24 protein-coding genes are annotated in these 25,587 nt (G+C 61.4%); 8 read left to right on the forward strand and 16 right to left on the reverse strand.

Annotated features, from left to right (window positions below):
- The first annotated feature begins 6 nt into the window (after window positions 1-6).
- On the forward strand, window positions 7-924 hold the full coding sequence (locus ABK249_RS01060; protein ID WP_348861963.1) for a 4-(cytidine 5'-diphospho)-2-C-methyl-D-erythritol kinase: 918 nt from the start codon (window positions 7-9) through the stop codon (window positions 922-924).
- Window positions 921-1,472 carry a molybdenum cofactor biosynthesis protein B gene (moaB, locus tag ABK249_RS01065; RefSeq protein WP_037158304.1) on the forward strand — a complete coding sequence of 184 codons (552 nt, stop codon included), beginning with the start codon at window positions 921-923 and terminating at the stop codon, window positions 1,470-1,472. The genes ABK249_RS01060 and moaB overlap by 4 nt, the downstream gene beginning before the upstream one ends.
- 1 nt (window position 1,473) lies before the next feature.
- Here the strand turns inward: moaB and ABK249_RS01070 are convergent, their stop codons facing one another.
- Window positions 1,474-1,992, reverse strand: a complete 519-nt coding sequence (locus tag ABK249_RS01070) for a glycosyltransferase family 2 protein (RefSeq protein WP_037159870.1) — start codon at window positions 1,990-1,992, stop codon at window positions 1,474-1,476.
- Between the two features lie 130 nt (window positions 1,993-2,122).
- Here ABK249_RS01070 and ABK249_RS01075 point away from each other — a divergent pair, with 130 nt between their 5' ends.
- Together ABK249_RS01075 and ABK249_RS01080 are read left to right on the forward strand one after the other, a co-directional pair.
- Window positions 2,123-3,280 (forward strand): PA0069 family radical SAM protein, encoded by a 1,158-nt coding sequence (locus tag ABK249_RS01075; RefSeq protein WP_348861964.1) that lies wholly within the window; start codon window positions 2,123-2,125, stop codon window positions 3,278-3,280.
- Window positions 3,281-3,449: 169 nt separating this feature from the next.
- Window positions 3,450-4,118 carry a ribonuclease HII gene (locus tag ABK249_RS01080; RefSeq protein WP_227702031.1) on the forward strand — a complete coding sequence of 223 codons (669 nt, stop codon included), beginning with the start codon at window positions 3,450-3,452 and terminating at the stop codon, window positions 4,116-4,118.
- Between the two features lie 36 nt (window positions 4,119-4,154).
- Here ABK249_RS01080 and ABK249_RS01085 read toward each other — a convergent pair whose 3' ends face one another.
- The 11 genes from ABK249_RS01085 to ABK249_RS01135 all read right to left on the reverse strand — a co-directional run bounded on the left by ABK249_RS01085 (window position 4,155) and on the right by ABK249_RS01135 (window position 14,612).
- Complete coding sequence (locus ABK249_RS01085; protein ID WP_348861965.1) at window positions 4,155-4,793, reverse strand: glutathione S-transferase family protein; 639 nt, start codon at window positions 4,791-4,793, stop codon at window positions 4,155-4,157.
- Between the two features lie 112 nt (window positions 4,794-4,905).
- The gene (locus ABK249_RS01090; RefSeq protein ID WP_037158313.1) at window positions 4,906-5,391 is read right to left on the reverse strand and encodes a F0F1 ATP synthase subunit B; all 486 of its coding nucleotides are present in this window, start codon (window positions 5,389-5,391) and stop codon (window positions 4,906-4,908) included.
- Window positions 5,392-5,395: 4 nt separating this feature from the next.
- Window positions 5,396-6,043 carry a F0F1 ATP synthase subunit B gene (locus ABK249_RS01095; RefSeq protein WP_152601315.1) on the reverse strand — a complete coding sequence of 216 codons (648 nt, stop codon included), beginning with the start codon at window positions 6,041-6,043 and terminating at the stop codon, window positions 5,396-5,398.
- A gap of 82 nt (window positions 6,044-6,125) precedes the next feature.
- Window positions 6,126-6,353 carry a F0F1 ATP synthase subunit C gene (locus ABK249_RS01100; protein ID WP_037158317.1) on the reverse strand — a complete coding sequence of 76 codons (228 nt, stop codon included), beginning with the start codon at window positions 6,351-6,353 and terminating at the stop codon, window positions 6,126-6,128.
- 66 nt (window positions 6,354-6,419) lie between these two features.
- The gene (locus tag ABK249_RS01105; RefSeq protein ID WP_037158319.1) at window positions 6,420-7,172 is read right to left on the reverse strand and encodes a F0F1 ATP synthase subunit A; all 753 of its coding nucleotides are present in this window, start codon (window positions 7,170-7,172) and stop codon (window positions 6,420-6,422) included.
- Between the two features lie 64 nt (window positions 7,173-7,236).
- Window positions 7,237-7,587, reverse strand: coding sequence for an AtpZ/AtpI family protein (locus ABK249_RS01110; protein ID WP_037158321.1), 351 nt, complete (start codon window positions 7,585-7,587; stop codon window positions 7,237-7,239).
- A gap of 267 nt (window positions 7,588-7,854) precedes the next feature.
- Window positions 7,855-9,075 carry a cell wall hydrolase gene (locus ABK249_RS01115; RefSeq protein WP_081953016.1) on the reverse strand — a complete coding sequence of 407 codons (1,221 nt, stop codon included), beginning with the start codon at window positions 9,073-9,075 and terminating at the stop codon, window positions 7,855-7,857.
- 90 nt (window positions 9,076-9,165) lie between these two features.
- Entirely contained in the window at window positions 9,166-11,067 is a 1,902-nt protein-coding gene (locus ABK249_RS01120) for a potassium transporter Kup (RefSeq protein ID WP_037158323.1), read from the reverse strand.
- Window positions 11,068-11,080: 13 nt separating this feature from the next.
- Window positions 11,081-12,052, reverse strand: coding sequence for a magnesium transporter CorA family protein (locus ABK249_RS01125; protein ID WP_037159874.1), 972 nt, complete (start codon window positions 12,050-12,052; stop codon window positions 11,081-11,083).
- A 304-nt stretch (window positions 12,053-12,356) separates the two neighbouring features.
- A complete protein-coding gene (apbC, locus tag ABK249_RS01130) occupies window positions 12,357-13,508 on the reverse strand; it encodes an iron-sulfur cluster carrier protein ApbC (protein ID WP_348861967.1) in 1,152 nt (383 codons plus the stop codon).
- A 369-nt stretch (window positions 13,509-13,877) separates the two neighbouring features.
- On the reverse strand, window positions 13,878-14,612 hold the full coding sequence (locus ABK249_RS01135; RefSeq protein ID WP_227702027.1) for a LuxR family transcriptional regulator: 735 nt from the start codon (window positions 14,610-14,612) through the stop codon (window positions 13,878-13,880).
- Window positions 14,613-14,999: 387 nt separating this feature from the next.
- On the opposite strand from ABK249_RS01135, the gene ABK249_RS01140 reads away from it, so the two are divergent.
- Window positions 15,000-15,881 carry an SMP-30/gluconolactonase/LRE family protein gene (locus ABK249_RS01140; protein WP_227702026.1) on the forward strand — a complete coding sequence of 294 codons (882 nt, stop codon included), beginning with the start codon at window positions 15,000-15,002 and terminating at the stop codon, window positions 15,879-15,881.
- A 192-nt stretch (window positions 15,882-16,073) separates the two neighbouring features.
- Complete coding sequence (locus ABK249_RS01145; protein ID WP_227702025.1) at window positions 16,074-16,670, forward strand: PRC-barrel domain-containing protein; 597 nt, start codon at window positions 16,074-16,076, stop codon at window positions 16,668-16,670.
- A gap of 71 nt (window positions 16,671-16,741) precedes the next feature.
- Here ABK249_RS01145 and ABK249_RS01150 read toward each other — a convergent pair whose 3' ends face one another.
- The 3 genes from ABK249_RS01150 to ABK249_RS01160 all read right to left on the reverse strand — a co-directional run bounded on the left by ABK249_RS01150 (window position 16,742) and on the right by ABK249_RS01160 (window position 22,027).
- On the reverse strand, window positions 16,742-18,787 hold the full coding sequence (locus ABK249_RS01150; RefSeq protein WP_348861968.1) for an NADH:flavin oxidoreductase: 2,046 nt from the start codon (window positions 18,785-18,787) through the stop codon (window positions 16,742-16,744).
- Between the two features lie 105 nt (window positions 18,788-18,892).
- A complete protein-coding gene (locus ABK249_RS01155; protein WP_348861969.1) occupies window positions 18,893-20,248 on the reverse strand; it encodes a putative bifunctional diguanylate cyclase/phosphodiesterase in 1,356 nt (451 codons plus the stop codon).
- A 102-nt stretch (window positions 20,249-20,350) separates the two neighbouring features.
- On the reverse strand, window positions 20,351-22,027 hold the full coding sequence (locus ABK249_RS01160; RefSeq protein WP_348861970.1) for a response regulator: 1,677 nt from the start codon (window positions 22,025-22,027) through the stop codon (window positions 20,351-20,353).
- Between the two features lie 364 nt (window positions 22,028-22,391).
- Between ABK249_RS01160 and mutL the strand changes: the two genes are divergently transcribed.
- A complete protein-coding gene (gene mutL, locus ABK249_RS01165) occupies window positions 22,392-24,209 on the forward strand; it encodes a DNA mismatch repair endonuclease MutL (RefSeq protein WP_348861971.1) in 1,818 nt (605 codons plus the stop codon).
- 66 nt (window positions 24,210-24,275) lie between these two features.
- Window positions 24,276-24,509 carry a DUF2093 domain-containing protein gene (locus ABK249_RS01170; protein ID WP_037158353.1) on the forward strand — a complete coding sequence of 78 codons (234 nt, stop codon included), beginning with the start codon at window positions 24,276-24,278 and terminating at the stop codon, window positions 24,507-24,509.
- Here the strand turns inward: ABK249_RS01170 and lpxK are convergent.
- Window positions 24,506-25,549, reverse strand: a complete 1,044-nt coding sequence (lpxK, locus tag ABK249_RS01175) for a tetraacyldisaccharide 4'-kinase (RefSeq protein ID WP_348861972.1) — start codon at window positions 25,547-25,549, stop codon at window positions 24,506-24,508. The genes ABK249_RS01170 and lpxK overlap by 4 nt on opposite strands.
- Window positions 25,550-25,587: the final 38 nt, after the last annotated feature.

Below are 25,587 nucleotides of genomic sequence, written 5' to 3' on the forward strand. Positions count from 1 at the left end.
CGCTTCATGCCGATCGACAACATGTTTCCCGAAAACGGGCCTGCCGGCGAGGCGGGCCTTTTTGAACTGGCTCCTGCCAAGATCAACCTCGCCCTGCACGTGACCGGACAGCGGGCCGACGGCTATCATCTGCTGGAAAGCATCGTGACTTTCGCCGACAGGGGCGACGTGCTGAGCTTTGCCGCGGCGGAAGCCGACGACTTCATCGTCTCGGGCCGGTTCGCCCATTTCGTGCCGGCCGATGCGGCGGAAGGGGACGGGAACCTGGTGCTGCAAGCGCGCGACCTCTTGCGCCGGACGCTTGCAGATCGGGGCATTGCAACGACACCCGTCGCCATCCATCTCGAAAAGAACCTGCCCGTCGCGGCCGGGATCGGCGGCGGCTCGGCAGACGCAGCCGCAACGCTGCGCGGGCTCCTCCGCTTTTGGGATGCAAGCCTGCCGGAGCCGGAACTTATCGCACTGTGTCTGTTCCTCGGCGCCGACGTGCCCATGTGCCTCAAGGGCGAGGCGCTGATGGCCAGGGGCATCGGTGAAGAACTCGCCACGCTGCCCACCCTGCCCTCGCTGCCGCTTGTGCTCGGCAATCCGCTCATTGGCGTTTCGACGCCGGATATATTCCGGCGTCTGCTTCGCAAGGACAACCCGTCTATCGGCGCACGTGATGACGACTGGGTACCTTTCCTCAAAACGTTACGCAACGACCTCGAACCGCCGGCGCGTTCACTCGTGCGCGAGATCGATCAGATCTCCAATATGATCGGCGCCGAAGGGGCCATGCTGACGCGCATGTCCGGTTCGGGCGCGACCTGTTTCGGGATATTTCCTTCCCTCGAAACGGCCCAAAAAGCAGTGGACAGCCTTAACGAGCAGAAGCCGGACTGGTATTTTCAGGCCGTGCAGACCATCGGTACAGACCCATGAACCGGATAGACGAAACACGCCATTTCATTCCCGTCGGCATTGCGGTGCTGACCGTTTCCGATACACGCACGCCGGAGAACGACAAGTCGGGCGACACGCTCGTTGCCAGGATCGCCGAGGCAGGCCACCAGCTCAAGGCCCGCTCCATCGTGTCCGACGACAAGGAACGGATCGCTCAACAGGTTCGGGAATGGACGCTCGATCCGGAGATCGACGTGGTGATCACCACCGGCGGCACAGGTTTCACCGGCCGCGACGTGACGCCGGAAGCGCTCGAACCTCTCTTTGAAAAACGGATGGACGGTTTTTCCGAAGTCTTCCACCGCATCTCCTACGACAAGATCGGCACCTCGACGATCCAGTCGCGGGCGACGGGCGGCGTCGCCAATGCAACCTTTATCTTCGTGCTGCCGGGCTCGCCGGGCGCCTGCAAGGATGCCTGGGACGGCATATTGAAGGCACAGCTCGACTATCGCCACATGCCCTGCAATTTCATCGAAATCATGCCGCGGCTCGACGAGCATTTGAAGCGGGGCGCCGGAAAATAAGTCAGCGGGCTGACGCCGCCACCCAGGCAGGGATCATCTCGCTGACGAGCTTCGAGGCCTTCTGCCCCCTGGCGAGCGCTTCCAGGTCCATGCCGGACTTGGCGAGCGCGATCGCCTGTCGTTTCGGCAAAAGCAGGCCGTATTCCAGAGGCGGCACCGCACGCCCGATGCGCTTGAAGAACGGTCGCCGATAGGTTCGCGACGGCGCGAATCGGGCCGGCCGCTTGTTGAGCGCGATATATTCCATCACCTCGTCGATCCAACCGGCCTGCAGCCGCGCGCCCGGCTCCACCAGAAGCAGCCACTCCCCCCGCGCGCCGCGCAGGATGTCCTTGATCTCCCAATGGGTGTGGAAACGGCAGCCGGCCGCATCGGCGACGTGGGAGGTTCCATCCCGCGAGCCGTGATCGAGCACCACCACATCGCTTACAAGCCCTTCCACCGCGGCGGAAACAAGAATGGAGAGCGTCTGCGCCAGCTCTGATTCCTGGTCGCGGCATTCCATGATGACAGTCAGCATTCCTGACATTTACCGCATTGCAACAGGGAATGCCAGAAACGGTTTTCAAAATTTGTTCTTGCAATGTTCTCGTTTTGAGGCTAGGAATTTAATCATCACGAACGGGGAATTTCCCCTTCAGGAGCGTCCGATGAACGAGCTGTCCCATTTGCGGCAGGCTGCCTTTGCGCCTGCCCATACGGCGGATATTGCCGATGCGCTGGTGAAGTCCTCCGGCCTCAGGGTAGAGGTCGACCGTCGGCGCGGACGCGGCGCGGGCTTGAATCCGAGCGGCCGCTTCGAGGAGGAGCGCCGTGAGATTTTCGGCGACGGCTGGCAGACGATCGAGGAGCTGGAACCGTTCAAGACCGAGGTGCAGGTGGAAAAGCCGCGTACGGCAATCACCCGCAACGATTCACCCGATCTCTCCTTCGACCGTTCGATCAATCCCTATCGCGGCTGTGAACACGGCTGCATCTATTGTTTCGCACGCCCGACCCACAGCTATATGGGGCTTTCGCCGGGACTCGATTTCGAATCGAAGCTTTTCGCCAAGCCCGACGTGCCGAAGCTGCTCGAAAGGGAACTGAGCAAGCCCGACTACAAGGTGCGGGCGATCGCGATCGGGACGAATACCGATCCCTATCAGCCGATCGAGCGGGAATGGCGCATCATGCGGCAGATTCTCGAAGTGCTGAACAAGGCCAACCATCCCGTCGCTATCGTGACGAAATCGGCGCTGATCACCCGCGATATCGACATCCTTTCCGAAATGGCTTCGAAAGGGCTTGCGAAGGTCGGCATTTCCGTCACGACGCTCGACCGCAAGCTGGCCCGCACCATGGAGCCGCGCGCCTCGACCCCTCCCAAGCGTCTTACCGCTATCAAGGCGCTGACTGGTGCCGGCATTCCGACGGCGGTCATGGTGGCGCCCGTGATCCCGGCGCTTAACGATCACGAGATCGAGCGCATTCTGGAAGCCGGCCATGCGGCAGGAGCAGCCGAGGCAAGCTATGTTCTGCTCCGCCTGCCGCTGGAGGTGAGCCCGCTCTTCCGCGACTGGCTTCTGCAGAACTATCCGAACCGCTACCGGCACGTGATGTCGCTGATCCGCTCGATGCGCGGCGGCAAGGACTATGATGCCGAGTGGGGCAAGCGGATGAAGGGTGCCGGCCCCTATGCATGGCAGATCGGCCGCCGCTTCGAGATGGCGGTGAAGCGGCTCGGCATGGTGCGCCGCGGCCTGCCTTTGCGCGACGACATTTTTATCCGGCCGGACGGCGGAGGCATACAGCTTTCACTGCTTTGAGCACGACAGGCATGAAGCCTGCGATTTTTTGATTTTCTCTTTCCGGCACCTTCCCCGCATCCATTGCGTGCCGGAATCTCCCCGGTTCCACCGCCGCCCCGGTGGATAGCGACGCCGCATCGCTTGTCCGGGGTTGCAGGAGATCGGGTCGGCGTGCGAGGTTGCCGCCATGTTGCCTCGCACGTCACCCGATTCTCCGATGCTTTTCGAAGAAGTGCCGCTCGTTCCGGATTTCAGCCTGGAACTTCTGGCACGCAAGGCCGGCCATTGGCCGGTCGCCGGCACCGACGAGGCCGGGCGCGGGCCGCTAGCCGGCCCCGTCGTTGCGGCTGCCGTAATCCTCGATCCGAACAATATCCCGGATGGTCTCAACGATTCCAAGCAGCTCACCGCCGCCCAGCGGGAAGTGCTGTTCGAGGCGATCATGGCCACATCGGAGGTCTCGATCGCCGCTTCCGGCCCCCGCCATATCGACGAGCGCAATATTCTGCGCGCCAGCCTCGATGCCATGCGTCGGGCCATAGCCGGTCTTGCCATAACCCCGGCCTATGTACTCGCCGATGGCCGCGACGTGCCCGCCGGCCTTTGCTGTCCCGGCAAGGCGGTCATCCAGGGCGATGCACGCTCCGTTTCGATCGCCGCCGCCTCGATCATCGCCAAGGTCACACGGGACCGGATGATGGCTCGCGCCCACCATGTGTTCCCGGCCTACGGCTTTGCCAATCACGCGGGCTATGGCACGCCGCAGCACCGTGCCGGCATCGAGATGCACGGCCCCTGCCGCCTGCACCGGATGAGTTTCCGGCCGCTTCGGAAGGACGATCTGCCGGAGGGTTGACCGCCAAGGCCAGCTTTCGTCCGCCTGCGCCGAACATCAACTCTTCGGGTCCGTCGCTCGCATGCTCGGGCGATCCGCCATCCGTTCCCACCACGCGACGACCTCTGGATTCTCGGCCATCATGTCCGAAGCGACCGGTGCCTTGACGAAATAGTCGATCATCGGCGCGACATGGAGATCGGCGAGGCTGAGGGCGCTTCCGCATAGCCATGGGCCATTCGCCATCAGATCACTAATCGCCCGCAGGCAGGTCGGCGCCCGATCGAGTGCTGGCTGCAGCTTGGCAATATCCGTCTGCCTGCCGCTCAGAGGCTTCGAGACCTGCTCGACATAGATGCCCCAGACGAGGGTCGGGTAGAGATAACCATCCGCGATGCTGATGATCTGGTTCATCCGCGCCCGGGCGCGGGGGTCAGCGGGCTGCAGAACGGGTCCTTCAAAACCTTCGTCCACATATCTGGTGATGGCGCCGGTCTCATAGAGTGCGAAGCCGCCGTGCTCGAAGGCAGGAATACGCCCGAAAGGCTGCCTTTCCAGATAGGTGGCGGGCGGGCCGCCTGTCGCGAAGACGTCGACCGGCGCCAGTTCATAGTCAACGCCCTTCTCGAAGAGCGTCAGCCGCGCCGCGCGCACATAGACACTATAATCGGTACCGAACAGTGTTGGCTTCTGCATTGGCCGTCTCCGAACCTTGCCTCACTTCGCTGCAGCGAACGCGATGGCGGCAAAAGAAAAGCCCCCGGAGCTCAGCGCTTCGGAGGCTTCAGATGTTCGATGAAAATCGGAATCAGTTCAATCGCGACTGCACCTTGCCGACGGCGTCCTGGAAGAGTGCATCCCGGGTGGCGGCGTCCGCCTTCTTCGCAATGACGCTTTCGGCAGCGGCGATCGCAAGATCGACAGCGGCAGAGCGCACGGCGCCAATCGCTTCCGCCTCGGCCTGCTTGATCTTCTGCTCGGAAAGCGCATTGCGGCGAGTGACGAATTCCTCCGTCTTCTGCTTGGCTTCCGCCGTCAGAGCTGCAGCTTCACGCTCGGCAGCGGCGACGATCTGCGCGGCATCCGCTTCGGCTTCCTTGCGCTTGCGCTGGTATTCGGCAAGCAATAGCTGAGCCTCGTCACGCAGACGCTTTGCCTCGTCGAGTTCCTTGCGGATGTTTTCGGCCCGCTCGTCGAGCGACTTCGCCATCATGCCCGGCACTTTGAGATAGACGATCAGAGCCAGGAAGAGGACGAGACCGACGAACGCAAAAAATGTTGCATCGAATGCCATCGGATCAGGCCTCCGTCTTCACGGCTGCAACCGCAGCCTTGATGTCATCGCCAGTTGCCTTGGCGCCGATCAGCTGATCGACGATGGCAGATGCGGTTTCTTCGGCGATCTGGCCGACTTGGGCAAAAGCCTGCGCCTTGATCTCTCCAATGCGGGTTTCGGCCACCGCAAGCTTCTGAGCTAGTTCGGCCTCGATCGCAGCACGGTCGGCGGCAGCCTTCGTCTTGGCGGCTTCGCGGGCGGTTTCAGCAATCGAATGCCCCTTGGAACGGGCGGCGGCCAGTTCCTTTTCATAGGTCTCGACGGCAGCATCCGCTTCCGCCTTCAGGCGGGCGGCCTCGTCGAGGTCCTGGGCGATCCGGTCATGGCGGTGTTCGAGAATGCCGCCGACGCGCGGAACGATGACCTTCTTCATCAGGAGATAGAAGAGGCCGAAGGTGATGACGAGCCAGAGGATCTGCGACGGGAAATAGGTCGCGTCGAAGGGCGGGAAGGTTCCGCCACCGTGCTCGCCTTCATGGGCGACGCCGGTTTCGGTATGCACTTCGCCAGCCGGCGCGGCATGCGTATCGCCCGCAGGGGCGGTGCCCGGTGCTGCAGGCGTTTCAGGAGCGGCCGGCGCGGTCTGCGCATGTGCCGAGGTCACGAACATCATCACCTCCAGGTGTATTCCAAATGCGAAGGATCACGGCGCGCTTTTCCAAGCGGCCGCGATCCCGATCCCTGGCCAGGTATCAGACTGCGTAGAGCAGCAGGAGAGCGATGAGCAGCGAGAAGATGCCCAGAGCTTCCGTAACGGCGAAGCCGAATACCAGACGGCCGAACTGGCTGTCAGCGGCGGACGGGTTGCGCAGAGCGCCCGAGAGGTAGTTGCCGAAGATGTTGCCGAGGCCGAGAGCCGTGCCGGCCATGCCAAAGCAAGCCAGACCTGCACCGATGAACTTTGCTGCTTCCGCTTCCATGAGAAACTCCTTGAAATGGTTGTTGCGGCTGATGACTGACGCCTCAGGACGCCAATGTCGTTATCCTTAGTGCCCGCCGGGATGGATCGCGTCGTTGAGGTACATGCAGGTCAGCACCGCAAAGACGTAAGCCTGGAGGAAGGCGACGAGGAATTCGAGACCGGTCAGGGCGACCGTCATGATGAGGGGAAGGACTGCACCGCCGATGCCGAGTGCGCCGAGGGTTCCAAGCGAGGCGACGAAGCCTGCGAACACTTTCAGCGTGATGTGGCCGGCAAGCATGTTCGCGAAAAGACGAACAGAAAGCGAAACCGGGCGGGAGAGGAACGAGATGATTTCGATCGAGACGACCAGCGGCAGCAGCGCGCCCGGCACACCGCTCGGCACGAAGAGCTGCAGGAAGTGCAGGCCGTGCTTGTAGAAGCCGTAGACGAGGACCGTGCCGATGACCAGAAGCGCAAGCGCGAAGGTGACGATGATCTGGCTGGTAACGGTGAAGAAATAAGGAAACATGCCGAGCAGGTTCGCGGTCAGCACGAACATGAACAGCGAGAAGACCAGCGGGAAGAACTTCATGCCGTGGCTGCCCGCGCCTTCGCGCAGCATTCCGGCGATGAACTCATAGGACATTTCCGCGACCGATTGCGCCCGTCCCGGGATCAGGCCGCGCTGAGACGTCGCAAAATAAAGAAAGCCTGCAGCGCAAGCTATGGTCGCGACCATGAAAAGAGATGCATTTGTGAAGGAGAAGTCGATGCCGCCGATCTCGATCGGAACGATCTTGCTGATCTGAAACTGATGGATCGGATCGTTTGCCACCGTCTACCTCTTTCCTTCGCCGCCGAAGCGACTTTGCTCATTATCGAAGCCGCCGAAGGCCGCTTCATTTCCCATCCTTGTCGTTCCGCTTCTGCATGGACGGTGGCGGAGCCACCATGCCGACGGAGCGGAGCACATTCAAAACACCGGCACAGAAACCGAGGAGAAGCAAAACGATCAGCCCCCACGGCGACGTACCGGCAAAACGGTCGAGCATATAGCCCAGGATGGCGCCAACCGCGACGGCGGAGATGAACTCGGAGGAAAGCTTGAAGCCAAGAGCCATGCCCTTGCGGCTTTCTTCCGATTGCGCGTCCCTCTTCGCCTCTGCCACGTCTTCGGCCTTCCTGTTCGCAAGCTCTGCGGACAGGCGCCTCCGGCGCTCTTCCAGACCATCGTCCCGATCATCCGTCATTCGCGTCCTCCCCTCCTCCGGCTTCCAGACCCAACAGCCTGGATGCCGGCCGGCCATCTATAATGCAGCCAGCGAGGGATTTCGCGCCTTCCGGCCCGTTTTCAAGTCGCGCGCAACATAGTTTTGAGCGCCCATATAGTCAAGGCGTCCAAGGCTGTTAGACTGAGGTAAATTAGCCGAGAAGTTTCATATAGTTACAGGCAATGCAACCTGAGCCGGGTAAAACTGTCGCGGGAATCGCTGCCCATTGTGACGCCGGGGGAAGCCTCAGCTCCAGCCGCCGCCATAGGTGCGATAGAAGACATGCAGGCCGATGCGGCCGACCTTCTTCATCGTGCGCGCCCAAGCCGGCCGTACATAGACGGCATGGTAGTGGGTGGCGGACCCCACTTCCGGCAGCCAGATCTTGCCCGCCGTCACCGCCATTGCCACTTCGCGGGCCATCTTCCAATGATATTGCGAGCGGATGCGGTCCTTGATCCGGTCGCAGGCGAAGGAAAACTGGCAGCGATTGCGCCAATCCTCGTTCTGGTAGACGACGTCGCAAATCGTGCCCGGATAGGCAGGATTGCGGACGCGGTTCAGAATCACCTGAGCAACCGCCGCCTGGCCGCGGGCGGATTCGCTGCGCGCTTCGAAATAGATGCCGGAGGCGAGGCATTGCTGTTCACGGGCGGAGAATGCGGAAGGCGGCAGCGGCGTCGCAGCCCAGGCGTGATCCTTCGGCCCGATCGGCGGAATGAACCGGCCCACATTCGGCTTTTCCTTCAGAATCGCATCGAAGGGCGACTGCTTGGCGAAATCGGGCTCCGGCGGCGCATAGGCGGTCGCGAGCACGTCGGCATGGCTGTTGTTGATGAGGCTTGCGACCATCGGCAGGAGGCCGTCGTCCGGCTTCGGTTCTTCCTTCTTGCGGAAATAGAAGGAGGCGAGTTCGATCTGCTTCTGCGCCTTACCGGGCTTGGCAAAGGCCGTCAGCTCCTTGCGTGTTTCGATCGGCAGCGTAAGCGCGCTGGAGCGTTGCAGCACGGAACCCGCAGAAAAGGCCTTGGGCGGCTGCATCGGCTCGACGGCGACGACGCGTCCCTTCTTTGAGGCGCGGTTGACGCGCTCTTCATCCGGGCGCGGATCAGTGGATTTCTTCTCATCGACCAGGGCGATCTTGCGGCCATCCGGAAGAGTGATTCCCGCATTGCCGGAAACGGCGTCTTTCAGGCCCGGGAATGCCAGCGAGGCCTGATGGATCGAGCCTGCCGGGGAATTGGTGAGCACCATGCGCCACTGATCCGCGTTATTGAAACCGGTCAGAAGATCGGCGAGGTCTCCCTGGGCGGGAGAGGATGGAAAAAGCAGCCAGCAGGCGAGGCCGAAGACAGCCGGAGAAGTCCAGGCATCCGGACGGGACGAGGACTTGCGACTCAAAATACGCTTCGAACGCAAAACCGAAAACTCCACAACGGCAACGACGACCCGATGAAGATCGATCATTAACCTTGATGCGCGGTTAACGCGGATGGCCGAAGCGTCCTGAAATCCGGCTTATTTAGCAGATTCACATAAATGTCAGGGTGATGTGTATCAGATGATGACATGCGAGCCGAGCTCCACCACCCGGTTGGCCGGCAGGTGGAAATAGTCGGAAGGATCGGTCGCGGTGTTGGCCATGGCGATGAACAGCCGGTCCTGCCACATCGGCATGCCGGATTCGGCATCCGGCACGAGCTTGCGGCGGCCGAGATAAAAGGAGGTCGACATGATGTCGAACTTGAAGCCGGTTTTCCTCAAATAAGCGAGCGCCTGCGAGACATTGTGCGACTGCATGAAGCCGAAACGCAGTTCGATCAGCGTGAAACGCTCGGAAATCTTCTCGATCTTGAACCGCTCTTCCACGGAGACGCGCGGCTTGTTGACCGTCACGATGGTCAGGATGACGTTCTTCTCGTGCAGAACGTGGTTGTGCTTGATATTGTGCAGCAACGCCGCAGGAGCCGTTTCCGGATCGCTGGTCAGGAAGATCGCCACGCCCGGCACCGAGACCGGTGCATGATCGCTCTTCTTCTCCACCATGGGGACGAAGGTCGCAAGCGGCACGTCTATGCGGCGGGTCTTTTCGAAAAGAATCGCCGCACCGCGCTTCCAGGTCCACATGATGATGGTGAAGATGATTGCCATCGTGATCGGCACCCAGCCTCCGTCGTGGATCTTCAGGAGATTGGCGCCGAGGAAGACCAGTTCCAGCGCAAGCAGCGGCGCCAGCGTGGCGATGGCGAGTGTCTGCGGCCATTTCCATTTCGCCCGCACGAATTCGAAGGCCATCAGCGTGGTGACGACCATGGCGCCGGTCACGGAGATACCATAGGCGGTGGCGAGCGCCTCGGAACTCTCGAAGCCGAGCACCAGCGCAGTCACGCCGACCAGAAGCAGCGTGTTGACCGACGGCAGGAATATCTGGCCGATATTGGTCTCGGAAGTGATGAGTATCTGCATGCGCGGCAGATAACCGAGGTGGATCGCCTGACGCACCAATGAGAACGCGCCGGTAATCACCGCCTGGCTGGCAATGATGGTTGCGGCCGTCGCCAGGATCACCATCGGCAGCAGCGCCCATTGCGGGAACATCAAATAGAAGGGATCGGACATCGCTTCCGGGTGCTTCAGCACGAAGGCGCCCTGCCCCAGGTAATTGAGCGTCAGGGCCGGAAACACCAGCACGAACCAGGCCCACTGGATCGGCCGGCGTCCGAAATGACCGAGGTCGGCATAGAGCGCTTCCGCCCCGGTGACCGTCAGAAAGACCGCGCCGAGCACAACGATGCCGACAAAGCCCTCGTGCAGCATGAACTCCATAGCGTACCACGGATTGAAGGCTGCCAGGATACTGTAGTCATCGGAAATATGAACGACGCCGAAGCCCCCGATGGCGATGAACCAGAGAGCGGTGATCGGCCCAAAGAAGGCCGAAACAAGCCCCGTTCCCTTCGACTGGATGGCAAAAAGCGCGATCAGGATGCCGACCGAAATCGGCAGCACGGCATTCTGCAAGGTCGGCGTCACGAGCTTCAGCCCCTCGACAGCCGACATGACCGAAAGCGCCGGGGTGATCATCGCATCGCCCAGGAAGAGCGCCGCGCCGATAAGGCCAAGCAGCATCAGGAATGCCTTATGGCCATTGGCCGTCTTGGTGAGCATGGCGAGCAAAGAAAGCGTACCACCTTCGCCATCGTTATCGGCACGCAGCAGGAAGAGCACGTATTTGAACGTCACGATGATCGTCAGCGCCCAGATCATCAGCGAGATAAGGCCGATGATTTCGGTCTGCGTAACGCCGTCATGGGCGACCGGCTTCAGGGCCTCGCGGAACGCGTAGAGCGGGCTCGTGCCGATATCGCCGTAGACGACACCGACGGAGCCAAGCGCAAGCGCGAAAAGGCTCTGCCCCTTCGTTTCTTCGGTGACATGAATTTCAGCGGGTTGACCCATGGCGTGTCTGGCTTCAGAGCCAGCCTTTCCAGCGGAAGACGAAAAAGGGAATAATGGCGGACAGGATCATCGCGACGATTGCGAGCGGATATCCAAAGTGCCAGTCGAGTTCCGGCATGAGATGAAAATTCATGCCGTAGATGGAGGCGACGAGCGTCGGCGGCAGGAAGACGACCGATGCGATCGAGAAGATCTTGATGATGGCGTTCTGTTCGACATTGATGAGACCGAGCGAAGCATCCAGCAGGAAGGCGATATTGCCGGCGATGAAGGCGGCGTGTTCCGACAACGTGTTGACGTCGTGCGCAACCGTGCGACAAAGGCTGGCATCACTCTTGTCGCCCTTGATCAACGGGACGTTCATCAGGAAGGTCAGGAGCCTGGAAAGCGAGCCCAGGCTGTCACGCACCTTGCTGATCAAACGATGATGATCGGCGATGTCCGCAAGCTTGGCTTCCAGGAACCGCGGCGCACGGCGTCTGCCGTGATCACGGAAGATATCGGACGACAGCTTGTCGACACGATCGACCGTGTTTTCGAGAATCTCGGCCGTGCGATCGGCTATCGTCTCCAGCAGTCTCCCGAGCAGCGTCACGCCGTTGCGCATCTCGTCTGGCGCGCGGCCGAGAGCGGCGATGAAGAGCTGAAAACTCTTCGGTTCCGCGTAGCGGACAGTGATCAGCCGGTTGCCCGAGAGGATGAAGGCCACGTCGGTGAGCTGGGGATCCTTGCCATCCGCACGCCAGACCAGAGAAGCGGTCATGAAGACTGCGTCCTTCTCGATGTAGAGGCGGCTCGACGGCTCGATGTCCCTGAGGTCAACTCGGGTCGGGACCTGAATGCCGACAAGCCCCTCCACATAGGCATCTTCCTGCGGTGTGGGGTTTACGAGATCGATCCACGTGACATCGTCTGGAAGCTGCGGCAGCGCCTCTGCCGGCAGAAGCGTCCTCGTCGAGCCATTGGCGCTATAGGCATTGATCAATCTTTGTCTCCGGCCGAAATCCGTCGGCCTTGAACGAGAAGCGGGCTTGCCGGCTCCTTCCAGGGCCATTCGACCTCCAGCGGGACGCGCCTATAAAGATAGCCATAGTCAAAATCAAGAGGCGTATAAACGTCGCTGTCAGCGCGGCAACATGACTCCGGCCCGCAGGATGTTCAAGAGGGCATGCGGTTGCGAGACGAATCTCGATCGGCATCAAGGTCTTGGCCGAGAACGCCGACCCTATCCACTTCCGACCAAAGTCGAACGGTTCGTTTGCCGCGATGGCATTTCGCTTATACGGATTTTATTCGAAAACGATGGCCGGTGTCTGTCGTGGGGCGCGACCTCCGAGCTCGGCCCAGACCTTTGCGGCGATCTGCCGGTAGATCTCCGCCGTCGCCCCTTGCGGATCGGAAACGACCACCGGAGTTCCGGCATCGGACCGCTCGCGGATGTCGATCGTCAGCGGCACCTCGCCCAGGAAGGGCACCCCGATCCGCTCTGCCTCGCCGCGTGCGCCGCCGTGGCCGAAGATGTCGTAGCGCTTGCCGGTATCCGGGGCGAGGAAATAGCTCATGTTCTCGATGATGCCGAGCAGCGGCACCTCCACCTTGCGGAACATGGCGATCCCCTTGCGGGCGTCGATGAGCGCCAGATCCTGCGGCGTCGAGACGATGACGGCGCCGGCAAGCGGCACCTGCTGCGCCATGGTGAGCTGCGCATCGCCCGTGCCGGGCGGCATGTCGACGACCAGCACGTCGAGCTCGCCCCAGGCCACTTCGCGCAACATCTGCATCAGCGCCGACTGGACCATCGGGCCGCGCCAGATCATTGCCGTCTCCTCATCCACGAGGAAACCCATGGACATGGCCTTCAGGCCATAATTCTCCATCGGCTTTATGATGCGATTCTCGATCTGTTGCGGGCGGCCGGAAATCTTCAGAAGCCGCGGTACGGAAGGGCCGTAGATGTCGGCATCCAGAATGCCGACGCGCAAGCCATTCGCCTGAAGCCCGAGAGCGAGATTGACGGCCGTCGTCGATTTGCCGACGCCGCCCTTGCCCGAGGCCACCGCGATAATCGCGCCCACTCCCGGTACGCCAGCCTTCTCGCGCTGCGGCGGATGAGAATGTCCCGAAGCATGACCATGGGATTGACCGGCAGAGGACGGAGGCTGCGGGCGCGGCGGCGGTGACGAGCCCGCCTTGCGGTCCGCCGTCAGCGTCACCAGCGCACCCTTGACGCCCGGCATCGCCTTGACGCTGCGCTCGGCAGCGATGCGCAACGGCTCCAGTTCCTGCGCACGCTCGGACGGCACGGTGATGGAAAAATAGACCTTGTTGTCGGAAATAAAGACATCCGACACCATGCCGCGCGAGACGATGTCGCCTTCCAGATCCGGACCGCGCACCTTCGAAAGCACCGCCAGCACGTCTTCCTTCGTCACGTCGGACATTTTTCAAACTCCCGATTTTTCAAGCATCCTTCCGAAACGAAAGGTCGCTTTCGGCGTATATAGGTGTTCCGCATTGCTGGGAGCAAGAAAGATTAAGCCGCCGCCCGATCGGCAGCCGTATGGCGCACTGATCGAACGACGGCTTTTCTTGGCACGCCTCTTGGGGCGCTTCACAGTCCCCTCTGGACCTGTACCATACAGAAGCACGAAACATGCCAGACGGGAAGATGCTTCCTTTTATTGAGTTTTTTCAACTACTTCTGATGGGAAATACTGCTGCAGCGCAGCAACCTGCCAGATCCGGACGCTTTTTTCGTCGATCTAGCCTTGGGCAGTGATGAATTTGTGTGCAGTGCAGCACGGATTTTTTTACTTTATCAAGCCGATACGGAGTGCCTTGGCCACTGCCTGGGTGCGGTTGACCGTGTCGAGCTTTTTTGCCGCACGGTTCAGGTAGTGATTCACTGTATGCTCCGAGAGACCGAGGATCTCGGCGATTTCCGCGCTGGTCTTACCGGCAGCCGTCCAATTCAGGCAGTCGATTTCGCGGTCCGTCAGCATGTCCGTGACGCGCACGTCGAGATTACGGATTTCAGACAGCCGCTCAAAGACATGGATGGAGATATACATCAGTTCCATCATCTGCTGACGGGTGAAGGGCGGGCCGTCGCCGGCGAAGGAAACCGCGCCGCGGCCGCCGGACATGTCATGCACCGGAAAATAAGCGCCACGGACGATGCCGAACCGCCCAAAAATGCTGCGCACCAGCGGGCCGCGCCGCTCGGGACCGACCGTTTCCAGATCGAAGGTTATCGGCAGGGTCGAAGCGTGGAGCCTGCGAAGGATGGGACTCGTCCGCATCAGTCCTTCGCGATCGAAGTGGGCCATCAACTCGGCCGGCCAGTTCGTGATCACGGTGTTGCTCGACAACTCGAGAGAGGTGGCCGGGGGAAGGTTGAGAACCATGAAGGTTCGGCAGCCGTAATGTTCCATCGCTCGCTTCATGAACCGGAACACGTCGAACTGAGTCCTGAGACCCGCGATCTCTTCGACATTTCCGTCAAAGGCCGGAGTTTTTCCAGCTTTCTCGGTATTGATGGACATCACTTGCTTCTTTGCTCGCCCGCCGCAATCGAGCGACCCATGGCATTTCCCATACATCCGCCTCGAACCGGCCATTCGTTATTTATTCGCAATACCTGCCGCGACGGAAATGCACTGAGGATCTTCTGGATCTCACTGAAGGCATTCCCGCCTGACGCACCCTTGGTCAAGGCTGCCATCTTGAGTTTAAATAAGTGCCAAATTTGTTGCTAATTATCAGTTCCGGCTTGTGATCGTGCCGTTTGCCCATTTTAAAAAATCTTCGCATGCTTCCAATCCTTTGTCAGGAGATAATTGTTGGGGATCAAATCAGCTATGCCGAACATTTGCGAACTCGCGTTTGAATGATACAGATTCGCCTGCCCTGACTGCAATTGGAGATTTTCCGTGACGACCGCTTACAATTTTGAGGGTGCTGTCCTTTCCTCGTCCCTTTGCGAACTTGGAGAAGGCCCCACCTTCGAATCGGAGACCGCAACGCTCTGGTGGTTCGACATCCTTGGAAAGGCATTGCACGAACTGCATATGGCGACCGGTCGCGAAATCGTCCACACATTGCCGGTCATGGGCAGCGCGCTCGCCTCCATCGATTCTACCCGGCAATTGCTGGCGAGCGACAAAGGCCTCTTTGTCCGCGACCGGGCAAGCGGAAGGCTTTCTCCCTATCGTGAACTGGAGCCAGAAAAGCCTGGCAACCGCTCCAACGACGGTCGCGTACATCCCTCGGGCAGCCTCTGGATCGGCACGATGGGCAGGAAAGCCGAAGACGGTGTCGGCGCCATCTATCATGTGGCCCACGGCGTGGTAACGAAGCTCTTCGATCGGATCAGCATCCCGAACTCGATCTGCTTTTCGCCGGACGGGACGATTGGCTATTACGCCGATACGCGGGTCAATCGGCTAATGCGCGTTCCGCTCGATCCCGAGACGGGCCTGCCGGCTGGCGACGCCACCGTGCTTGTCGATGAGAATGGCAAGCCGGGCGGCATCGACGGCTCCATCTGCGCAAGCGACGGGACGATCTGGAACGCACGTTGGGGTCAGGGGGCCGTCGATCACTATGCGGCGGACGGCACGCATCTGTCGCGCCATCTCTTACCGGCGCGCAGGACCACCTGCCCGGCCTTCATTGGCGACGGGAGGCTTGCCGTAACCTCTGCCTGGGAGGGGCTGGATGATGCGGCGCGGGCCGGCGAACCCTTGGCGGGAGCACTTTTTGAGATCGCTGCGCCGATCCAGTGCAATCCTGAACCCGCCTATCGCCCGTAAATTCGAAAGAGGTCCCAAACTGCGAGAACGCCGAAAAGTTCCACCAGAACCGCCTAAAATTTCAGCAATTTGATCCGGAACCAATCGCCTTTCGTGACATTTTCCTCTTGAACTGACGCGGGCAAGGAACCCCCTTCTCGAGGGAAACCGCGTGTTCAAAAAGGAACCCTAGCAGAGGAAGGTAGGATCGTTATGAAGAAGACCCTTAGCACGATGGCGGCCGCAATTCTCCTGGCATCTACAGCCATTGCGCCGGCATTCGCCCAGACCCAGCCGACTCCTCCGGCATCTCCAGCTCCGGCTACGCCTGCCGCTCCATCCGATCCGGCTGCCAAGCCGGCTGACAGCGCGGCAACTCCTGCACCGAATACCGGCTCCGATATGGCTGCCTCTTCCGGCGGGTATTTGACGGAGCAGAGTGAAACCCAGGTCAGTGCCAATGATTACATCGGCAAGCCGATCTATAATGCCGAAGACAAGAGCATCGGCGACGTCAACGACCTGATCATGGAAGAAAACGGCGGTATCGTTGCAGCCGTGGTCGGCGTCGGTGGTTTCCTCGGCATCGGCGAAAAGGATGTCGCCGTTCCGATGGACAAGATCACCATGACCCGGGATGCCGAGGACAACAATGAAGTGCGCCTGACAACGACCGAGACGGCCGAAGCCCTGAAGGCGGCTCCGGAGTTCAAGACGCTGGCGGACCAGCAGGCCGAAACGGATCGGACGACCACTTCATCGACCGGCACACAGATGCCTGCAGGTGGCGGCGCCCCTCCGAAGCAATAAAAGTCCGGAACGGGCGACACGTCGCCAATTCAGAAAAAGGGGCGGCACGCGGCAGTGCCGCCCCCTCTGTTTTACAAGAGCGAGCAGAAACGCAAGGCGTCGTATATCGCCGCATGAATGTTGCGGCTGGCAACGGCATCGCCAATACGGATGAGATCGAAGCGGCTATCTGGCTGCTTCATCGGCAAGGGCGGCTTGCGGGCGATCAGCGCACGGTAGTCCACCGCACCCAGGTTTTTCGACATCGGCTTCAGCGCCAGGTAGAGTTCGGCATTGGCGGCCGTTCCGTGTTCCACCACGACCTGCGCCACCCGCCGCTCCTGCTCTGTTTTGGTCGAAAAATCCGATCCCAGGACGGCCACCAGCGCATTGCCGTCGCGTCGAACCGATTTCAGCCGCGTATTGATGGTGACACGCACCTTCTTCTCCGCGAAGGCTCTGGCATAAGGCACATGGTTCATGCCGCCCATTTCCGGAGCGAAGAAGCGCTCGGGGGACACGACCTCCAGCTCCGCGCCCGTTTCCGCGATCACTTCCGCCGCACTCATGCCCGGATGGCCGCCGTTATCGTCGAACAGCAGGACCGGACCAGTCGGTTTCACCGCCCCCGCCAGGATATCCCAGCTCGACGTCAGAAGTTCATCACCGCTTTCCACCTCGGGCATCTGCGCCACACCGCCGGTCGCAACCACGACCAAATCCGGATCGAGAGCCAGCACGTCTTCCGGTTCGGCGTAGACATCGTAATGAATCTCAACGCCGATCCGTTCCAGTTCGGCAAGCCGCCAGTCGATGATGCCGATCATTTCCCTGCGGCGCGGATTGCGGACGAGAAGATTGACCTGCCCGCCGGCTTCGCCCGCCGCCTCCAAGATCGTCACGCGATGGCCGCGCTCGGCAAGAACTCGAGCCGCCTCAAGCCCCGCAGGCCCGGCGCCGACAACCACAGCCCTACGAATAACGTCCGCTTTGAAAATGACATGTGGCATGTCCCCTTCGCGGCCCGTCGCAGCGTTGTGGATGCAAAGCGCCTCGCCCCCCTCATAGATGCGATCAAGACAGTAGGTGGCGCCGACGCAGGGGCGGATGCGTGCTTCCTCGCCTCGCAGCACCTTTTCCGCAATATGCGGATCGGCGATATGGGCCCGGGTCATGCCGACCATGTCGAGTTTTCCGGTCGCAACCGCATGGCGGGCGGTCGCCACATCCGCGATGCGGGCCGCATGAAAGACCGGAAATCTCGTCGCCTCCCGCACCTCTCCGGCGAAATCCAGGTGCGGCGCGGACCGCATGCCCTGGATCGGGATCACCTCGTTCAAAGGGGCATCGTGATCGATATGGCCGCGGATGATATTCAGGAAGTCGATCTTGCCGGAACCCGCCAGGTGACGGGCAATCCCGATGCCCTCCTCCCGCGACAGTCCCTTGTTCCAGTCCTCGTCGGCAACCATGCGGATGCCGACGATGAAATCCGTGCCAACGGCTCTGCGCACTGCGTCGATCACCATCGTGGTGAAACGCAGGCGGTTCTCCAGCGAACCGCCGAATTCGTCCTCGCGGCGGTTGGTGGCCGGCGACCAGAACTGGTCCATCAGATGGCCGTAGGCCTCGAATTCGATGCCGTCGAGCCCGGCCGCCTGCATACGCTGCGCCGCGTCGGCATAATCGGCGACGATGCGCTCGACATCCCAGTCCTCCGCCTCCTTGGGAAAGGCGCGGTGCGCCGGCTCGCGGACCGGCGACGGCGCCAGCACCGGCAGCCAGTCGCCCTTGTTCCAGCCGGTGCGGCGGCCGAGATGGGTGAGCTGGATCATCACCGCCGCACCATGCTCATGACAGTCGTCGGCCAGGCGTTTCAGCCACGGCACGATCTCGTCGCGATAGGCATGCAGATTGCCGAAGGCGGGCGGACTGTCGGCGGAGACCACGGCCGACCCGGCCGTCATGGTGAGCGCAATGCCGCCCTTGGCCTTTTCCACATGGTAGAGCCGGTAGCGGTCCTTCGGCAGGCCGCCCTCGGAATAGGCCGGCTCATGCGCGGTCGACATGATGCGGTTCTTCAGCGTCAGGTGCTTGAGCTGAAACGGCTGCAGAAGGGGATCGTTGGAGGTCGACATCGGCTTCCCGGGCGTTGAGGCGATGGGCCATCATCGCCCAAGGCCGCCTACATCGCGAGAACCGTGCGCGGCGCGTTCTGTCCGAAGAGCGTCGCTTGAGGGGACTCAGCTTCGTTCGATCGTCACGAAATCGCGATAATGGTCCTGGAGATAGCGCAGCGTCGCGGCGCTGTCAGCGGGTCTGCCGTAGTAGTATCCCTGGCCCATGCCGCAGCCGAGTTCCTTGAGCTTATCGGCATCGGCCTTTTCCTCGATGCCTTCAGCCACCACTTCCAGATCCAGGCCCTCGCACATGGCGATGATCGCCTTGACGATATGTTCGGAAGCGCGGTCGGTGGTGATGCGCGAGACGAAGGCACGGTCGATCTTCACCTTGTCGAAAGTGAAATCGCGCAGGCGGCCGAGACTTGACTGGCCGGTGCCGAAGTCGTCGAGCGCGATGCGCACGCCCTGCTTTCTGAGCTCGGTGATGATGCGCTGCGCCGTGTCAGCGGACGTCATCACCGCGGTTTCGGTGATCTCCAGTTCCAGCCGGTAGGGATCAAGGCCGACACGAGCCAGAGTCGAGAGGATGGTCTCGGTCGTGCCGGGGTCCATCAACTGGGCGGAAGAGAGGTTGAAGGACAGGAAAAGTTCGCGCGGCCACGAGAGCGCGGCCTCCGCAGCCTTGCGCAGCAACGTTTCAGAAAGCGCATCAATAAAACCCCGTTCCTCGGCGAGCGGCACGAAGATCGCCGGCGAGACGAAGCCCAGATCGGCATCGATCCAGCGGGCCAGCGCCTCGAAACCGACGACGGCACCGTCCTTGATGCGCACGATCGGCTGGAAATGCACATCGACCGCATCGGCAATGACGGCATTGCGCAGCGCCTGTTCAAGCTGCGTCGCCCGCTTCATCTCCTGGGCGATCTCGCGGGAATAGACGGTGATCTGGCCGCGGCCGCGACGCTTGGAACGGTAAAGCGCGGTCTCGGCGCTCTTCAGCAGTTCCTCGAAATCCTCCCCGGCAAAGGGATAGATCGCAAAACCGAACGAGGCGGAGAGACGCACGTTGCGGTCACCGAGATCGTAGGGGGCGGAAAGCACGTCCTTGATCATCTGGCCGATCCGTTCGGCCCCGTTCCGCTCGAATACCAGCGGCAGGACGAATGCGAACTCATCGCCCTCGTGGCGGGTAACAGTCGCGCCGTCAGGAATGCAAGCCTTCAGCCGATGGGCGACCTGACAGAGGATCTCGTCGCCCGCCTCGGCGCCGAAAAGATCGTTGATGGGCTTGAACCCATCGAGATTGGCGATGCAAATGGTGAAGGGCGCGGGATCCTGAGCGCGCTCGGCTGCCAGGAGGCGAACCTTATCGCGGAGGCGGTAGCGGTTTCCGAGACCCGTCAGAGGGTCGCTGTAAGCCATCGCCTGCAGCTCATTCTGGCTGACCTGCGGCAATGGGTGTCCCGCCGACTTCATGAATAATCCCGTTACGCTTCACAAGAACGAAGACAGGATGAGGGAAAAAGATTAAAAAATCATGGCCCGGGCCTAGCTTACGCCAAAAGTTTGATTAATCGGTTAAGCATATGACCGCTTCACCGGAATATCGAGATAGGCCTGGAACACAGCTTCCAGCGCCTCGGGGCTGATCGGCTTCAGGATCACGTCGTTCATACCGGCGGCGAAACACTCGTCCCGATCGCGATCGAACGGGTGGGCAAGCACGCCAATGATCGGGATGGAACCATCGATGGTTTCGAGCGAACGGATTCGGGCGCTCGCCTCGAAACCATTCAGTTTCGGAAGCGTGACGTCCATCAGGATCAGCCGCGGCGAAAGTTCCCGCCACATACGGACCGCCTCTTCCCCATCGGCGGCGATCGCATATCGATAACCGAAACCTTCGAGGATCTGCGAGAAAACGATCTGGTTCACCTCATTGTCTTCGGCGACAAGGATGTCGATGACAGGGCCATCGGCGTTCACCCCCGTGTCGATTTGCCAGTCCTCCTCCGGCATATTCTCCGCAGCTTCCGCGGGCTTTTGCTGGAGCAGATGAACGACGTTGGACGCCAGTTCCTGCATCATCTCCAGACCGTTGACCGCAAGGGTCGGAATGTCATGCTGCCTGGCAATCTCCATGCATTCAGCGTCGCTCGCCACGTCAATGACGATGAGATCCATGCGGATGCGGGAGTCTTTTACGAATTTCAGGAAGAGCCGGAGTTCCGCAGCAGTCGAAACCGACGATGTATCGAGCCGAAGCGTGGCAAGAATGTTCGATGCTTCGGCCTCCACCTGGGCGTCCGCCGAAACCATCAGAACCTTGCGGCCGGCGACCTCGGCGATGTCCCGCGCCGGGTCGGTACGCATATCGCGCTCGTGGCGACCGAAAGCAGCTTCCATCATCTGAAGCCGGTCCTTGCTCAGGACGGGCTCACGACCATCGTCACCTGTTCCGACGAGCGCCGTGATGTCTTCCATGGCTGTAACGATGTAGTAGCGGCCAGGTTTGCCGATGCGATATTTGTTGGCGATGATGATCGCGTCCGGTCCATCCGGCCGTGTCACGCGGTCGGCGAGTTGGACCGGTTCCCCGGTATCGAAGAGTTGCCGGTTGATGCCATCAAGGCGTTTTTCCAGTTTGGCGGAATGGATATCCGATCCCTTGTGCCCCAGGACGGCTTCGACCGGCAAACCGAGGAACCGGCTGGCAGCCTTGTTGACGGCGACGAAGGTGGAATTTCTGTCCTTCACCGTGATCGGGAACGGCAGATGGTCGAGCACTTCCTCGGTGATCTGCACCCGCTCCATGTCTGCCCGCCATTGCTCCTCGCGCTTCTTATGGTCCGAGACATCCCTGATCACGGAAACGCCATAGCCGGAGGGCAGTCGACGCTTGGTGAAACTCAGCCAGCGGTCAGTCCCGCGGCGCTCAAGCGTGTCGGCGCGCTCCTTCCAGAGGGTGGCGATCTGTTCGGCAACCCAGTCCTCGCGGCTGAGCATGCGGCGAGGGCTGGTACTGTCGGCAACGAAGCGTCCGCCGCTATCGTAAACCGCGCCGAGGAAATCCCTGAGGCGCGTGCCGGGTGCAAGAAATCCCTTGGGAACCGGCAGGAGGCTGAGCAAATGCTGGCTGGCGAAAACGATCTGGTCGTTCTTGTCGTAGACAAGCAGGCCGCCCGAGACGCCCTCGGAAATCACTTCGAGCAAGGCAGTCTGAATGTTCGCGTCTGCCGACGCCAAATCATTCATAGGATGGAACTCCCCGTATGCTTTTTCGGACTCGGTTCAGAGACCGGCCGTTATGCCGCTTGGTCGCCTTTCGGCGTTATTCCTTCTAGTTTCAGTCGTGCGGGGTCGGAAAACATGCTGGCTCCAAGTCCTCAACGAGTGATCCGGTCTCGCATGACGGTGCCCAGCCGGCCGTCACCCTGATCACACGCGGGGAGCTGGCACTCCCCCGGGTTTCATCCAATTCAATGTCAACACAAATATCGGTCTTGTCTTAAGGCCGGATTAATGAACACTCGTGCACTTGTGCGAACCTGTCCTCAAATCGGTTGAACGTGTCCATCGAGGCCTTTTCTTCCTCACCCGAATCCCGGACAATGATCCCATGTCCGTCAAACAACTGCCCGAGACGCTGATCAATCAGATTGCTGCCGGCGAAGTCATCGAAAGACCTGCCAGCGCTGCGAAGGAACTGATCGAAAACGCTATCGATGCGGGTGCAACCCGCATCGAGATCGCTACCGCCGGCGGCGGCAAGAGTCTCATCCGCATCACCGACAACGGCTCCGGCATGGATGCAGCCGATCTCGATCTGGCTGTCCGGCGGCACTGCACGTCGAAGATTTCCGAAACGCTCGACGACATCCGCACGCTCGGCTTCCGCGGCGAAGCGCTGCCCTCGATCGGTTCGGTCGCCAAGCTCACGATCACCAGTCGGAGGGCCGGTGACGCAGCCGGCTCGCAGGTCGCGGTCGTCGGAGGCAAGAATTCCGGCGTCAAGCCGGCGCCCGCAAATCCCGGCACGGTGGTGGAGGTGCGCGACATCTTTTTCGCCACTCCTGCCCGCCTGAAATTCCTGAAGACGGAAAGAGCGGAAGCCGGCGCCATCACCGAAATCGTCAAACGCATGGCGATTGCGTTTCCGAATATCCGCTTCGTGCTTTCCGGGTCAGACCGTTCCACCCTGGAATTCCCCGCGACCGGCGATGACCATCTCGCCCGCATGGCGCAGGTATTGGGAGCCGAGTTCCGCGACAACGCGATCGAGATCGACGCGGTGCGCGAGGACGTGGCACTTTCCGGTTTCGCCGGCGTGCCGACCTTCCATCGCGGCAACTCTGCGCATCAGTATGCCTTCGTCAACGGCAGGCCGGTGCAGGACAAGCTGATTCTTTCGGCAATCCGCGGCGCTTATGCGGAAAGCGTACCGTCCGGTCGCTATCCTGTCGCGGTGCTGTCGATCACGCTCGATCCGGCGCTGGTGGACGTCAACGTGCATCCGGCCAAGGCGGATGTGCGCTTCCGCGATCCCGGACTGGTGCGCGGCCTCATCGTCGGCGCTATCCGCGAGGCGCTCGTGCGGGAAGGGGACCGCGCGGCGACGTCCGGCGCGTCGGGCATGATGCGCGCGTTTCGCCCGGGCTTTTCATCCGTGCAGCCGGCTTCGCGCACGCCCTGGGCCGCAGCAGCCTCACCCTACCGACCGCTTCATCCGCAACCGGCCAACGACTTTTCCGAGCAGGTGCAGTCGGGCTTCGATGTGCTGACCATGCCGGCTGCACGCACCGACGCGTTCATTGCCGAACCCGTGGCCACGCCTGCCGCTGCGGAGGATGCGCCGCGCCATCGTCTCGGGGCCGCCCGCGCCCAGCTTCACGAGAATTATATCGTCGCGCAGACGGAGGACGGGCTCGTTATCGTCGACCAGCATGCTGCGCACGAACGGCTCGTCTTCGAGGCGATGCGCAAGGCACTGGACAGCAAGCGACTGGCGAGCCAGGTCCTGCTGATCCCCGAGATCATCGACCTGCCCGAAGAGGATTGCGACCGGCTGGTGGCGCACGGGCAAGAACTCGACCGGCTGGGGCTTGTCATCGAGCGCTTCGGCCCCGGCGCGGTGGCCGTGCGCGAAACGCCCGCCATGCTCGGCGAAGTCGATGCGGCGTCCCTGGTGCGCGATCTCGCCGACGAGATAGCCGAATGGAACACGGCCGGCGGCTTGCGCGGCAAGCTCGAATATGTCGCCGCCACCATGGCCTGCCACGGTTCGGTGCGCTCCGGCCGGCGGCTGAAGCCGGAGGAGATGAACGCGCTTCTGAGGGAGATGGAAGCGACGCCCGGCTCCGGCACCTGCAACCATGGTCGGCCGACCTATATCGAACTCAAGCTCTCCGACATCGAACGGCTATTCGGCCGGAGTTGAAAACCGCTGGCAATCGGAGCCCTATCAGGATAGAGCAGGCATATGTTTTTCCGCAGGAGACGACAGATGAACCGGTTCGAAGGCAGCGGCTATCGCGAGGCCAAAATCCGGTATCTTGACGGCGATTACCAGATTCTCGCCGCAGGCTCCTATGTCGTATGTGCCATGACAGGCGCGCAGATCCCGATCGACGAGCTGCGTTACTGGAGCGTCGCGCGGCAGGAGCCATATGCCGATTGCGCTGCCTCGCTCGAAGCTGAAAAACGCGCCGGCGCCCTGCCGAACCAGAGCCGCGCCTAGGCTTTCGCTGAATTTTCCCTCAACCGCCGCTCACGGAAATTGGCGATCGCCGTATCGATCATCTTGCCCGGCGCCTGCGGATCGTCGAAGGTCATGTCGACCTCGACCACTTTCGCCTTCTGAGCCAACTCCTCCATGCGGCCGTGGTGGCCGGCAAGCCGTACCGCGTCCTTGGCGGTCGTGACGAGCGTCAGGTTCTCCTTCGCGGCATCATCCAAGAGGTCGGCGATCTCGTCCTCGCTGAAATAATGGTGATCCGGGAAAGCCCGCTCGATCACGATCTGTCCGCCGATCTGCTTGACCGTACGGTAGAACTTCTCGGGGTCGGCAATGCCGGCGAAAGCAAGCAGCCGCCTGTCGGCGATCTCCGGGACCTCTCGCGGCTTCAACACCGCAACATAGACCTGCTTGCCGGCGCGCGCCGCCTGGCGCACCAGCTTGTCGGCCGCCTCTCCGGTCCCGACCTTGAGGATCGCCGAGAGCTGGCGCATCTGTTCGGCGATCGGCGCCCTCACCGGCCCGCCCGGCACGAGATGGCCGTTGCCGATGCCGCGCACCGTGTCGATGACGACGAGCGCGAAATCGAGCGCCAGGCGGGCGCTCTGGAAGCCATCGTCCATGATGATCAGGTCGACGCCTTCCTCGACCAGCTTGCGGGCACCGTCGACGCGGGTGCGGGAAATGACGGTCAGCGCCTCGCGGCACAGGAGCAGCGCTTCGTCACCGACCGCTTCGGCCCTGTGGTGAGCGGGATCGACCACGGTCGTCACATCAAGCGAACCGCCATAACCACGGCTCAGGAACCCGGGTTTCAGCCCCTTTTCCCTTGCCGCACGGGTAAGCGCAATCGCGGTCGGCGTCTTGCCCGCACCGCCGACAGTGAAATTGCCGACACAGAGCACCGGCACCGGCACGCTGGCGCGGCGCGCGCGCGCCATGCGGCGCCCGGCGATCCGGCCATAAAGGAAAGAAAAGGGGGAAAGGCCCCAGGCACGCCAATCCGCTTTCGTCCACCAGAATGGCGGTGCTTCCGTTACCATGCGCTACGCTCTCCGGATGATCCGTCCTGAAACAGCCG

The sequence above is a fragment of the Neorhizobium phenanthreniclasticum genome (assembly GCF_040066075.1).
Taxonomy (GTDB): domain Bacteria; phylum Pseudomonadota; class Alphaproteobacteria; order Rhizobiales; family Rhizobiaceae; genus Neorhizobium; species Neorhizobium petrolearium.

Bases quoted from the DNA above. Each gene is read 5' to 3' on its own strand.
- mutL (WP_348861971.1), top strand. From the start codon at position 22,392: ATGTCCGTCAAACAACTGCCCGAGACGCTGATCAATCAGATTGCTGCC.
- ABK249_RS01075 (WP_348861964.1), top strand. From the start codon at position 2,123: ATGAACGAGCTGTCCCATTTGCGGCAGGCTGCCTTTGCGCCTGCCCAT.
- ABK249_RS01170 (WP_037158353.1), top strand. From the start codon at position 24,276: ATGAACCGGTTCGAAGGCAGCGGCTATCGCGAGGCCAAAATCCGGTAT.
- ABK249_RS01085 (WP_348861965.1), bottom strand. From the start codon at position 4,793: ATGCAGAAGCCAACACTGTTCGGTACCGATTATAGTGTCTATGTGCGC.
- ABK249_RS01150 (WP_348861968.1), bottom strand. From the start codon at position 18,787: ATGTCGACCTCCAACGATCCCCTTCTGCAGCCGTTTCAGCTCAAGCAC.
- ABK249_RS01155 (WP_348861969.1), bottom strand. From the start codon at position 20,248: ATGAAGTCGGCGGGACACCCATTGCCGCAGGTCAGCCAGAATGAGCTG.
- ABK249_RS01100 (WP_037158317.1), bottom strand. From the start codon at position 6,353: ATGGAAGCGGAAGCAGCAAAGTTCATCGGTGCAGGTCTGGCTTGCTTT.
- ABK249_RS01115 (WP_081953016.1), bottom strand. From the start codon at position 9,075: ATGATCGATCTTCATCGGGTCGTCGTTGCCGTTGTGGAGTTTTCGGTT.
- ABK249_RS01090 (WP_037158313.1), bottom strand. From the start codon at position 5,391: ATGGCATTCGATGCAACATTTTTTGCGTTCGTCGGTCTCGTCCTCTTC.
- ABK249_RS01135 (WP_227702027.1), bottom strand. From the start codon at position 14,612: ATGTCCATCAATACCGAGAAAGCTGGAAAAACTCCGGCCTTTGACGGA.
- ABK249_RS01095 (WP_152601315.1), bottom strand. From the start codon at position 6,043: ATGTTCGTGACCTCGGCACATGCGCAGACCGCGCCGGCCGCTCCTGAA.
- ABK249_RS01060 (WP_348861963.1), top strand. From the start codon at position 7: ATGCCGATCGACAACATGTTTCCCGAAAACGGGCCTGCCGGCGAGGCG.
- apbC (WP_348861967.1), bottom strand. From the start codon at position 13,508: ATGTCCGACGTGACGAAGGAAGACGTGCTGGCGGTGCTTTCGAAGGTG.
- lpxK (WP_348861972.1), bottom strand. From the start codon at position 25,549: ATGGTAACGGAAGCACCGCCATTCTGGTGGACGAAAGCGGATTGGCGT.
- ABK249_RS01120 (WP_037158323.1), bottom strand. From the start codon at position 11,067: ATGGGTCAACCCGCTGAAATTCATGTCACCGAAGAAACGAAGGGGCAG.
- ABK249_RS01080 (WP_227702031.1), top strand. From the start codon at position 3,450: ATGTTGCCTCGCACGTCACCCGATTCTCCGATGCTTTTCGAAGAAGTG.
- ABK249_RS01145 (WP_227702025.1), top strand. From the start codon at position 16,074: ATGAAGAAGACCCTTAGCACGATGGCGGCCGCAATTCTCCTGGCATCT.
- ABK249_RS01110 (WP_037158321.1), bottom strand. From the start codon at position 7,587: ATGACGGATGATCGGGACGATGGTCTGGAAGAGCGCCGGAGGCGCCTG.
- ABK249_RS01070 (WP_037159870.1), bottom strand. From the start codon at position 1,992: ATGCTGACTGTCATCATGGAATGCCGCGACCAGGAATCAGAGCTGGCG.
- ABK249_RS01160 (WP_348861970.1), bottom strand. From the start codon at position 22,027: ATGAATGATTTGGCGTCGGCAGACGCGAACATTCAGACTGCCTTGCTC.
- moaB (WP_037158304.1), top strand. From the start codon at position 921: ATGAACCGGATAGACGAAACACGCCATTTCATTCCCGTCGGCATTGCG.